Annotated in this window: 7 protein-coding genes; 4 read left to right on the top strand and 3 right to left on the bottom strand. The window is 43.3% G+C overall.

The genetic code is table 11. The features are described from left to right. Positions 1–540: 540 nt before the first annotated feature. From QUA90_RS29465 to QUA90_RS29450, 4 genes are read left to right on the top strand one after another with little or no spacing between them, the layout of a single operon-like run. Complete coding sequence (locus QUA90_RS29465) at positions 541–1878, top strand: Mu transposase C-terminal domain-containing protein (protein ID WP_333448684.1); 1338 nt, start codon at positions 541–543, stop codon at positions 1876–1878. Beyond that, complete coding sequence (locus QUA90_RS29460; protein WP_333390296.1) at positions 1871–3454, top strand: ATP-binding protein; 1584 nt, start codon at positions 1871–1873, stop codon at positions 3452–3454. Before QUA90_RS29465 ends, QUA90_RS29460 begins: the two co-directional genes overlap by 8 nt. Further along, positions 3451–5385, top strand: coding sequence for a TnsD family transposase (locus QUA90_RS29455; protein WP_333390299.1), 1935 nt, complete (start codon positions 3451–3453; stop codon positions 5383–5385). The genes QUA90_RS29460 and QUA90_RS29455 overlap by 4 nt, the downstream gene beginning before the upstream one ends. A 14-nt stretch (positions 5386–5399) precedes the next feature. Then, positions 5400–7319: a TnsD family transposase gene (locus QUA90_RS29450; RefSeq protein ID WP_333390301.1), complete on the top strand. Its 1920-nt coding sequence runs from the start codon at positions 5400–5402 to the stop codon at positions 7317–7319. On the opposite strand, the gene QUA90_RS29445 is transcribed toward QUA90_RS29450, so the two are convergent. The 3 genes from QUA90_RS29445 to QUA90_RS29435 form a co-directional block, all read right to left on the bottom strand. Further along, positions 7316–8464 carry an aldo/keto reductase gene (locus QUA90_RS29445; protein ID WP_333390303.1) on the bottom strand — a complete coding sequence of 383 codons (1149 nt, stop codon included), beginning with the start codon at positions 8462–8464 and terminating at the stop codon, positions 7316–7318. The genes QUA90_RS29450 and QUA90_RS29445 overlap by 4 nt on opposite strands. 58 nt (positions 8465–8522) lie before the next feature. Then, complete coding sequence (locus QUA90_RS29440; protein ID WP_333448683.1) at positions 8523–9167, bottom strand: TMEM175 family protein; 645 nt, start codon at positions 9165–9167, stop codon at positions 8523–8525. Between the two features lie 80 nt (positions 9168–9247). Further along, the gene (locus QUA90_RS29435; protein ID WP_333448685.1) at positions 9248–9649 is read right to left on the bottom strand and encodes a zinc-binding dehydrogenase; all 402 of its coding nucleotides are present in this window, start codon (positions 9647–9649) and stop codon (positions 9248–9250) included. Between the last annotated feature and the right edge of the window lie 84 nt (positions 9650–9733).

The following is a 9733-nucleotide window of genomic DNA, read 5'->3' as shown; positions in this document are numbered from 1 at the left end:
TTTTTAGCTGGCATTTTTGTATAAATTGACTAAACTAATTTTTTATTATACCCTATTTAAAGGCACAACAGCTTATACAGTTATCTGCGACGTTACTGGCAAGGAGGACAGACAAAAAATGCCCTCTTACCCCTGTTTGACAAACGTGGTGGTAAAGGGAAAGAGCGTAAAAGTGATGGCCAAAAACGAGGTCGTCCTAGTAAGCTCTCACAAGTAACTAAGACAACGCTTGGAGTTAATGTTAATGCCGCCATCAAGAAAAAATTTCTACGAGGTCTCAAAACCTTTTATGAAAACCAAAACGGAAGAACCCTCAAAGATACCTATCAGCTAACACTAGAACGTTTCTTCCATAAAGGTTATGAAACGCGAGATGGGGTATTAGTTCCTGTCCTACCCCCTGCGACCGAATTACCTAGTTTTGCCCAATTCCGCTATTGGTACGAGAAAGAGCGAGATATTAGCCAGGAAAAAATAGCCCGTGAAGGCAAACGTCGCTTTAATCTAAGGCATCGAGCGGTTCTTGGAGATTCAACTCAGATGGCTTTTGGCCCTGGGTCAATTTATCAAATCGATGCCACTATTGGTGATATTTATCTGGTCAGTTTTCTAGATCGCAATCGCATCATCGGCCGCCCAGTAATTTATATCATCATTGACACTTTTAGCCGAATGATTACTGGATTAAGTGTCAGTTTGGAAGGGCCAAGTTGGTTAGGAGCCATGCTTGCTTTGGAGAATGCAACTACTGATAAGGTAGCTTTCTGTAAAGAGTACGGAGTTGAAATTAACCCGGAAGACTGGCCATGTCATCATCTGCCGGAAGCGATGTTGGCTGATCGTGGTGAATTAGAAGGCTATAACGCTGATAACTTAGTCAATGCTCTGAATATTAGAGTTTCTAACACACCTCCCTATCGAGCCGATTGGAAAGGCATCGTTGAGCGAAATTTTCGCCTCATCAACGACACAACCATTCATTGGATACCAGGAGCAGTCAAACGAACTCGTGAAAGAGGAGATAAAGACTATCGTCTTGATGCTGTTTTAGATTTGCAGCAGTTTCGCAAGTTGATGGTTCTTTGCGTCCTTGAGCATAACAAAGACCATCAAATGAATTGGTATCGGATGGATGAATTTATGATTCAGGATAATGTTGAACCCTATCCAGTTGACTTGTGGAACTGGGGTATCCAAAACCGAAGCGGTCATCTCCGTCAAATGACACCAGATATTGTACGTTTAAACCTCCTTCCAACAGCAGAGGCTTCCGTCACTGCTCGTGGAATTTACTACAAAGGGTTGTACTATACCTGCGAACTGGCTTTACGAGAACAATGGTTTGTCAAGGCAAGAATGCAAGGAAGATGGAAAGTTTCTATTGCTTACGAGCCTCGATCTCTTGACATTATCTACCTGCGGTTAAATGAAAGTAGACACTTGGAAGTGTGTCAACTTACCGAAGCCGATCAAAGATTCAAAGGACGAGATTGGCATGAAGTTATGGACTACTTTGAGGAACAAAAACAGGCTCAGGAAATAGCTAATACTCGTCAACAGCAATCAAAAGCTACTTTTCATGCTCAATTAGAGCATCTAGTTTTGGAAGCAACAGAACAAACGGAGAAACATCAGATTGGTCAGAGTAAGCGATCGCGCCTTAAAGATATTCGAGAAAACCGGAAACTAGAACGGGAAAATGAACGAGATGCAGGAGCTTGGAAACTGGGCAATGAGGAACTTCCTCCTCAACCCGGACAAGTAATTTCTCTACCGTCTGTTCCTCAATCTGAAGACAATGATGATGGTTATGTAGCGCCGCCTAAACCTATCGACAAATTACGTAAACTACGGGAGAAAAAGTGGAAAAATGACTAATAATTTTGCGATTCCATCACTTTTAGCATTTAAAGGGCAAGTTGTACCAGCCACCTATCAAGATCCGCAACTTTCTATTTATCGGAATAATCCACTAATCGAAGCATTACCTCCAATTTATTCCGAGGAGGAAACCATGAATTTTATGGCTCATTATCCAGATTATGCTGAGGAAGAACGCCAACTATCTAACCATCTACGCTTACATTTGGTGCAAAATATACAGCAATTTGTCGAGCCACTTCCAGTCCATTTAGATTTAGAACAGAGATTTTCGCGCATGATTCGGTCAGGTTATCGAGCTAGAAACCCGATTACTCCAGAATTTAAGACAAACTTTAACAAGCAATTAGATGCTTTAAGCTCTAATCGAACGTATCAGAGTAATTCCCATTCAACAGCTACAGGTTTTACTATCATCGGGATTAGCGGAATAGGAAAGACAACGGCTGTACGTTCAGTTCTTTCTCTCTATCCCCAAGTAATAACTCACACCCGTTATGCCCAACAAAATTTTACCTTAATGCAAATAGTTTGGCTGAATTTAGAGTGCCCCCATGATGGTTCTATCAAAGGACTTTGCCTCAACTTTTTCCAAGCGGTTGATGAACTTTTAGGCACAGAATATTTAAAAAACTACACTAAAGGCTATCGTACTGTCGATCAGTTAATTCCCGCAATGGCGCGAGTTGCTTCTATACACTGTATTGGTGTTCTTGTTATCGATGAAATCCAGCATTTGAGTGAATCTAAAAGTGGTGGTTCTCGAAAAATGCTCAACTTTTTTGTCCAACTGGTTAACACTATTGGGATTCCTGTAGTTTTGGTTGGTACATACAAAGCTATGTCAATTTTGAGTGGAGAATTCCGCCAAACTCGCCGAGGTAGTGGACAGGGAGACTTAGTGTGGGATAGGATGGCAGAGGATGAAATTTGGGAGCTATTTGTTGAATCCCTTTGGCGATATCAGTATGTTCGTAAATCTTGTTCTCTGACTCCTCAACTTTGCCATGCTCTCTATGACGTTACTCAAGGAATTACTGATTTTGCTGTCAAAGTATATTTGCTAGCTCAAGTAAGAGCAATCGTTACAGAAAAAGAAGTGATAACTGAGAGCATTATTCGGTCAGTAGCCGCAGATAGTCTTCGTTTAGCACAGCCTATTTTGTCTGCCCTAAGAACTAATAATATCAATATTCTAAAAAATGTTGAAGATGTTCATCCTCTTGACATTATTACTTACATTGAACAAGCTCAAAAAGACATTAGGGTTACTGGGAAAATAAGTTCTTCTCCTCTGATTAAAAATAAAATAGCAAATGAATTAATTCAAGAAGATACATTAGTTTCTGCTTCTAATTTAGAAAATTCGCAAATTGGTTTAGATTCAGATACTTCAATTGAGAATTCTAATAAAAAAAATCGGAAAAGCCGTCAGTCTACTTCAAAACCAGAGGGCTTAATACAAATTGTGGAGCATGGAACAAAATGTAAAACTGCTGCCTATGAAGCCCTAAAACAGGCTGGGTATGTTCGGCCTGCAACAGAGTATCTTTTAGAAGAGGTTGCTGTATGATTAGTTTTTTCCCCGATCCCTATCCCGATGAAATACTTTATAGTGTTTGCGCTCGCTATCAAGATCGAGTTAGGTATCCCAACCATGCGGCAACTATTCAACAATTGTTTGGTTCGAGTAGTGCGATCGCCACAATTGATTTACCTAATCGGTTAGGTTATCTAATTAGTGTTTTACCTCCAAGTCATAATTACACTGCCGATCAATTAATTGATGAGCATACCCTGCTACCTTTTTATCTTCCCTTTCTGCCCAAGGAACGTCAGAGCCATCTACGAGAGGACATGAAAGGTAAGGAAACTTCGGTAATCCACAGGCGTGCAGGAATTATGGCAAGTAGAGTAAAACAACCTGACTGGTTGAAGTTCTGTCCTGTATGTGCTCAAGAAGATAGAAAACAATTTGGGGAAACTTATTGGCATCGCCTTCATCAAGTACCTGGTGTAGAAGTTTGCTCAATACATGGTATTTTTTTGCACGATAGTTCCGTAAAGGCAAGGGACAGAGAAAATAATCATGAATTTGTTGCTGCTGAACAAGTGATCCCTAAGAAAACAGCAGTCCAGGCGCTTAATTTATCAAATCCTTGCCATAAAGTATTTTTCAATCTCGCTAGGAATGCACAGTGGTTACTTAGCCACCCAAATTTAAATTCTGACCTGCTATCAGTTAGGAAGCGTTATCAATCGCTATTAGCAGAAAAAGATTTAGCAACTTACAGTGGAATGAACCGTTTGCAGCAACTGATAGAAGCATTCTCAAAGTATTATAATGCTGAAATTTTACAGTTACTTCAATCGCAATTGGATGAGCAAAGTGAGCAAAACTGGTTGTTCCGTTTAGTACGTAGTACAAAGGGCTTTCAGCATCCGCTGCGTCATTTGTTACTTATAAATTTTCTACAATTGACTGCTGAAGAGTTTTTTCATATTTCGGAAGAATCTCAACCTTTTGGCAAAGGTAATTGGTTTTGTTTGAATCCCACCTGCTGCTACTTCCAACAATCTACGATTGAAGAGTACCATATTCGTTATGATTCCCATGATCGTAGCCCAATTGGTGTATTTAGCTGTCCGCATTGTCAGTTTACCTATCAACGTAAAGGGCCCGACAAAGATCCAGAAGATAAATATCGGTTTGGTCGAGTCAAGCTATATGGAAAGGTTTGGGATGAAACGCTGAAGATACTTTGGGAAGATTCAACCCTCAGCATGACTGAAGTAGCAGAAAAACTTGGGTTTGATTGGCGTACTGTTCAAAAACAAGCTGTGCGTTTAAACCTTAATTTTCCACGCTCAGGGCCTACGGCTAAAATGTCTCATTTACTCGTATCGCCCCTACAAAATCCGCAGGAGCCTAAAACAATATCACCAGATAAACTAGCCTCTTATAGGGAAGAGTGGCTAGATATTAGGAAAAATTATCCTGAAAAAGGACGCAGACAACTACAAATTGATTTTAGACGAGTTTATACATGGTTACGAAGAAACGATTTGGAATGGCTAGAACAACATTTACCAGTTCGTAAGGTGAAAAAATTACCTTCTTCTTATGGGGTGAACTGGGAAGAACGAGATGCTGAATTAGCTATAAAAGCTAAGCGCTCAGCAGAGCAGTTAAAGACATCCTCTGGTCGTCCCGCGCATATAACGATATCTTCTATTGGTCGGGATTTAGGTCAAAAAGGATTACTTCAGCATCAGCTTCATAAACTACCGCAAACTGCTCAGGTACTTACTGAAGTAGTGGAAACTTATGAGGAGTTTGCAATTCGACGTATCTGGTGGGCAGCAGATTGCTTTCGTAGTGAAGGAATTTATCCGAAGCGTACTAAGTTGTTATTACGAGCTAGTGTAAGCCAGAAAATAGCAACGACTCCACAAGTTAGCAGTGCTATTGAAGAAGCACTTCAATCCCTAGAAATTATTTAAATTTACAATGTAATATGATTGGCTTTTTTCCCGATCCCTATCCCGATGAACTGCTCTATAGTATCTGTGCAAGATACTCATATTTGACGCAGTATCCCGATAAAAAGCTTATAGTTAAAGAATTATTCGGAACCCGTACTGCTTTAGCAATTATTGACTTACCCGCTCATCTCAACAGTCTTTTGGCAGCTATACCTGTTGGACATAACTACAAAGTTGAGCAGCTAATAGATAATCACACGCTATTACCTTTTTACAGCCCATTTCATCCTCCAAATCGTATAAAACGTTTGCAGGATGATATGCAAGGAAATAACAAAACGTTGGTTTCAGGGCGTTTGGGTATCATGGCTAACAGTATTCCTTCCCCAAAGTTCCTGCGATTTTGCCCTGTATGTACTGAGGAAAATAAAAAGCAATTTGGCGATCACTACTGGCATCGTACTCACCAAGTTCCTGGCGTAGAAGTCTGCCCAGTTCATGCCGTCTTTCTAGAAAATAGTAATGCCCAAATATCACACCGGAAGACTCGCCATGAGTTTGTCTCCGCAGAGCAAGCAATACATTCAACTTTACGGCGCTCGTTAAATTTATCAAATCCCTCTCATATAGCTCTTTTAAAGATTGCTAGTGATGCTGCTTGGCTGCTAAATCAGCCCAATTTAATTTCTGGACTTGAATCCTTCCGGAATCGTTACATAAGGCTACTAGCCGATCGCGATCTGGCTACCCATAGTGGTAGGGTTCATACAAGTAGGTTGCTAGAGGCTTTCAAATACTATTACTCAGCTAATCTTTTAAACTTACTTCATTGTGAAGTCGATGATGACAGTCAACATAATTGGCTATTCCGGCTAGTTCGTTCTCCTAAAAGCGCACAACATCCCTTACACCATCTGCTGCTAATACAGTTTTTAGGACACACAGCCGAAACATTTTTTCAACTCCCTGAAGAGTTTCAGCCTTTTGGAGAAGGACCTTGGCCTTGCTTAAATCCCGTTTGCGATCGCTTCCGAAAAAGAAGTATTAAGCAATATCGTTTATCTTATAGCAAAGAAAATGGCAAACCTATTGGTACATTTGCCTGTATTTGTGGCTTTGTCCATTCTAGAATTGGCCCCGATCACTCTAATGAGCATTGGTATCAATACAGCCAAGTAGAATCTTATGGTCATGTCTGGGAATCAGCGTTGCACGAATTATGGGCAGATACAAACGTTAGTCTGCGAGCGATCGCACGTCATCTCGAAGTCGATCCTCGTACTATTAAACTGCACGCAACTCGATTACAGCTACCTTTCCCTCGTCCCACTAAAAGGCCCACAAACGAAATTCAACCTAAATATACTCCACACACAGATGCTTTTCCTGCAAGCACGGACAATGATTTGGAAAAGAATCGGATGGCATGGTTGACTCTCAAACACGAAAACCCTGACGCTGGAGGTAAAGAGTTAAGGAGCAAGTTACCTCGTGTTTATATGTGGCTGTACAGGAACGATTGCAAGTGGCTAAAAGCAAATATGCCCCCACGCCAAAAAGTAGTCAGTCCACCTCGCGTAGATTGGGAAACTCGCGATCGCCAGTGGTCAGAAGCAGCGAGATTGTCTGCGGAACGTTTAAAATATCCTGCTGGTAAGCCTGTACAAATAACTGTATCTGCGATCGCTAGAGAGATTGGTCAACTAGCGAATGTCCAGAAGCACCTCGATCGATTACCTCTAACGGCTCAAGTATTAGCTGAAGTCGTTGAAAATCGAGAAGAATTTGCTGTGCGTCGAGTGTGGTGGGCAGCAGAGTGTTTTCGTCAAGATCATATTTCTCCGCAAGAATGGCAACTGATCCGTCGAGCGAATCTGCGCCCAGAGTTGGTAGCAATACTGCCGGTAAAAGAGGCGATCGCTTTAGCGTTAGAATCTTTACAAATCTATTAATTGAAGCTATTACCAAAGCCTTTCTTCCCTTTATTGCTTGTTTTTTCGCATTGGTTTTCAAGTAACAACGCTTTGAAAGCGCTTTTAGCTTGAAGATGTTGCCGTGGAAGGTTCTCGAAGAAAAGGAAATGCAACTGACCTGATTCTTCACCTGCAATAATTGTTACTCCATCTGGGGCCACGGCACAGGAATGGAGTGTACTATCTCCGCTAAAACTAGAAATAACTGACCTACTTGCGAAGTCCCAAACTTTGAGAGTATGGTCGCGTGAAGTAGAGAGAATATACTTGCTATCTGGTGTAATAGCTACTGCTGTAACAGCAGCCGTGTGAGCATATAAGCCAAACAGCAAATCTCCACTCTTTAAATCCCAAACTATGATAGTGTCATCTTCTGCACCAGAGATAGCGTATTTTCCATCTGATGTCACTGTAACTGTTGTGACGTAGCTTCTATGTCCACTCAAAATGAACCGTTCAGCACCATTTTTTAAATCCCATACCTTAAGGTGTTTTTTATCAAAGTCAGAAATCACATATCGACTATCTGGTGTAACAGCGAGCGCACTAACATTTTCATCTTCAGTTGAAAAACTGCACCGTTGCTGTCCAGTTTCTAAATCCCAGATTTTAAAAGTTTTGTCTAGCGAGGCAGAGATGGCAGTTTGTCCATCTGAGGTTATTGCTATCGCCGTAATTCCCTTATCATGACCAATAAGAGTCTTACATAAGTGACCTGACAAATCCCAAATTTTAATAGTTGCGTCGTCGATCGCCTCCACCTTTAGCCGCTTGAGCGATCCCTCTACGGCTTCCTTGATGTGCTCCGGTCGGCTATTGAGTCCGGGTGAACCCTTCATGCCACGGGGATCGGAATTCGGACTGATGTCGAATCCAAATTTGGTGGCGATTACCACTTGGTCGCGGAAGGGAGCGAGGGCTTCACCCACCAACTCTTCGTTTAAGTACGGGCCGTAGACTTCGGCGGTGTCAAAGAATGTTATTCCGCGATCGACCGCAGCCCCCAGAAGAGCAGTCATCTCCTGTTTGTCTTTGGGCGGGCCATAGGAAAAGCTCATTCCCATGCAGCCCAGCCCGATCGCGGAGACTTCCAGATTGCTGTTGCCAAGTTTGCGCGTTTGCATTGTTTTTCTCCGTTGATGTGGAATTGATATTGTTCGCTGTCGATCGATCTCGTCGTTGTTAGTCGTTTTCGCGGAGATCGGGGTTCACCGTAGGGTCATCGATGCGAGACAGGGCGGTCTTATGACCCCAGCGAGGCCATAGATAGAAGAGGTTGAGGAGGATGAAGACCAGCACGGCCAGCCAGGGTAAGACCAGCGCGATCGCGGTGGCGATCGCATAAATGGCCGGTCCGAAGAGGAAGTGGCGATTGATTTTTCGGATCTTGGTTGGCGTGAGGTGGTTACCGATCAACCGATTCCCACGAGCCGCGTACCGCCACATGAGGTTGACGAAGATACCGATGACGGTCAAGATGCCACCGTAGAACGCAGCGGCAACCGACTCGTCCGTTCCCCGGTGAAACGCTTCGGCGAGCACGGCCGTTGGGAACGGCAGGAATGCAATGAGCATCAGGTGGAGGACGTTAAGCAGCAACAGCATTCCGTCCACGCGGACGATGTGTTTGAACATGGCGTGGTGGTTGATCCAGATTGCGCCGATCACCAGGAAGCTCACCACGTAGGCAAGGTAAGACGGCCAGAGATTGAGGAGTTCTGCCCCGAGCGCTGTGCTCGGTGGTGGCACTTTGATTTCGAGCACTAGCAGGGTGATTGCGATCGCGAACACGCCGTCGCTGAATGCCTCCAAACGGTTGGTATCCACACTCACCTCCTCTGCAAGTAGCGGTTGCTGTTGCCAAGTTCATGCTTCTGCATCGTTACTCCTTCTAGGGGCTGCCTCGGTTATTCAGATTTAAGGGATGCCATATCGATACAGAAGCGGTATTTCACATCGGACTTAAGCAGTCTTTCGTAGGCTTCATTGACTTTTTGGATAGGGATGACTTCAACATCGGCAACGATGTTATGTTCGCCGCAGAAGTCGAGCATCTCCTGGGTTTCAGCGATGCCGCCGATGTTAGAGCCCGAGAGACTGCGGCGGGCCATGATCAGGCTGAATGCCGCGACCTCCAGGGGCTTCTCAGGTGCGCCGACAAGGGTGATGTTGCCGTCGAGGCGAAGCAGGTTGAGATAGGCGTTGATGTCGTGATTGGCGGAGACAGTATCGAGAATGAAATCGAAGCTGCCAGCGTGCTTTTGCATTTCGTCGGCATTGCGGGAGACGACCACTTCGTCAGCACCCAGGCGCAGTGCATTCGTAACAAGTTAGAAGGGAGTATATTTTGTCAATACCTCTTTGTATAGAAATCTAAGTGAATAATAATGATA

Source organism: Microcoleus sp. D3_18_C4 (assembly GCF_036702355.1).
Taxonomy (GTDB): Bacteria; Cyanobacteriota; Cyanobacteriia; order Cyanobacteriales; family Microcoleaceae; genus Microcoleus.
The sequence above is the reverse complement of the archived record's forward strand: the minus strand, read 5'-3'. Positions and strand labels throughout refer to the sequence as shown.

Coding starts and splice junctions, on each gene's coding strand:
- QUA90_RS29465 (WP_333448684.1), top strand. CDS start 541: ATGGCTTTTGGCCCTGGGTCAATTTATCAAATCGATGCCACTATTGGT.
- QUA90_RS29460 (WP_333390296.1), top strand. CDS start 1,871: ATGACTAATAATTTTGCGATTCCATCACTTTTAGCATTTAAAGGGCAA.
- QUA90_RS29455 (WP_333390299.1), top strand. CDS start 3,451: ATGATTAGTTTTTTCCCCGATCCCTATCCCGATGAAATACTTTATAGT.
- QUA90_RS29450 (WP_333390301.1), top strand. CDS start 5,400: ATGATTGGCTTTTTTCCCGATCCCTATCCCGATGAACTGCTCTATAGT.
- QUA90_RS29445 (WP_333390303.1), bottom strand. CDS start 8,464: ATGCAAACGCGCAAACTTGGCAACAGCAATCTGGAAGTCTCCGCGATC.